The sequence below is a fragment of the Soehngenia longivitae genome, assembly GCF_004684055.1.
Lineage (GTDB): Bacteria > Bacillota > Clostridia > Tissierellales > Tissierellaceae > Soehngenia > Soehngenia longivitae.
In genome coordinates, this window is sequence record NZ_SRIB01000027.1 from 1 (window position 1) to 2,146 (window position 2,146).

General features: G+C 34.9%; 1 protein-coding gene. It reads right to left on the bottom strand.

The annotated features are described in order from the left end of the window. Nucleotides 1–250: 250 nt before the first annotated feature. Entirely contained in the window at nt 251–1,936 is a 1,686-nt protein-coding gene (locus E4100_RS09240; protein WP_167792115.1) for an IS1634 family transposase, read from the bottom strand. Nucleotides 1,937–2,146 lie beyond the last annotated feature (210 nt).

Here is a 2,146-nt window from a genome sequence, read left to right on the forward strand (position 1 = left end):
AATTTGTCTATTTTACTGATTTCTAGTAAGGGTCTAATTTAACTTTACAAAGGTCTAATTTAGTTTTACATTTGACCATTTTTACCTTTTAAGGCCATAGAAATATAACATTTTAATAGATATAAAATAGTGGAGCATAAGCTCCACTATTTTCCTGACTTTAACACTTTTAAAGACAAATAAACCCCTAAACATACTGTAGAAACGGTAGTTCAGGGGTAGATGTTTTTTTACAGTTGTATATATGCACCTAAATTATGTTTTTAATTAATCCCGTTGATGGTATTTCTTTTATTCCCAATGCTTTAACTATCTTGTCATAATCATCTTTGGTTTCACTCTTGATGTAGTATTTGAGACCGTTTGATTCTTTTTCTACTACCATGATTTTTGCACTCTCTATTGCTTCCTGAATCTTCTCTGTTGATAGATCAATTCCTTTTTGTCTCAATTTGTATTCTAAATATCTTTCCAATACTAATGCCAAATAACACATTACAAAATGTCCTTTTATGCTGCTTTCTGTCCATACATAGATTGGCCTTGCCTCGAGGTTGCTCTTAAGAACCTTGAAGCTTTCTTCTATCTTCCATAACCCATTGTATATGTCCAAAACTTTTTCAGGACTCAAACTTTTATCGGAAAACTGTATGCCATAGTATCCATCAAATTTTTCATCTATCTCTTTCTGCTTCTCATTAAATCTTAAAGGCTCTTCAATGGCTAAGCTCAGTTGTACATATTTCTTCCCGCCCTTTTTCATCTCAGCTTTTAGTGCTGATGGGGATTCCACTAGCTTTTTTGATTTTTCTATCAATCTTTCTCTGTCTTTCCTATCTTTCTGTGCTCTTTTGAGGCTCCAAGTTATGAGCATGTTGTCTTCAAGCTTTACCTTCTCTCCTTGGTATGATACTGTATTTTCAAATTTACATAGCTTCCATTTAAACTCACTTGATTCTTCTTTGTAATCATCACCTAGGACCATTTCCTTTACGGCCCTGCTGCTCGATCTGATCTTGTATGCCATTACATAATCGTAGCCTTCTGATTTGAGGTATGCCAGGTTTTGTTTTGAATTGAGACCTCTGTCTGCTGTTATGATTATCTTCTTGATTCCGTATGTCTTCTTCAGTTTCTCTATCACTGGTACTAGTGTTTTAAAATCATTTGTATTCCCAGGGAAAAGCTCATAACTTATGGGTATCCCTTGATCGTCTATCAAAAGTCCCATAACTACCTGTACCTGATTCACTTTGTTGTCCTTGGAATATCCAAACTTCCGGAGATCATCAGCATCAACAGATTCAAAGTAGTATGTAGTTACATCATAGAATGCTACATTCAGATTCCTGTCCATTGTCTTGGCAAGTTGCTTGTTGATATGTTTTTCGAGATTGTCCTTTTGTATACCCAGAAACTTCAACCCTCTATACAGATGCTCAAGCTCCAAATCCTTTGAGTTAATATAGCTGTTACGGCTCTCATACGTTGATTTCTTGGAGTCAGGATTTAACAATCTTGAATAGGTTAGCAAAGAGACAACATCCTTTAGGGAATACTCAATCTTGGAGTCTTTGTTTTGTCTGTAGTCAAAGAAGTAGTCAAGCCTAAGCTCTTTCCACAATGATTCATAAACCTTAACTCCATAGTTTATGATGGGAAATCCCTTAGAGTTATTAGAAGAATTTTCGCTGATAATGTTTTTTAACTCATTGATCAAAGATTCCTTCTTTATGGTATCTTCCAATGACTTGGACTCTTCAAGCTCTTTTTTTAACCTTTCTACAATGCCAGGTTCCTTGGCTTCCAACTCGTCTTCTCTGCCAAGGTTCTTTAAGACTCTGATTCTAGGGTATTTCATGCCAGGTTCCCTATATGATTCAATGATTCTCACATATCTGTTGCCTCTTGAATTATATACTTGTATACTAGCCATAACAGCACCTCCAATATATATATTATTATAACATATATACCTCATATATACAATAGAAAATATATAAAAACCTCGAAAATTATTGTAAATTCAACAATTAATCGAGGTTTATTTTATTACAAGTGTTAAAGTCAATCGGGTAGGAGGAAAATAATTATTTTATTTTCCGACCTCCCACACCACCGTACGTACGGTTCTCGTATACGGCGG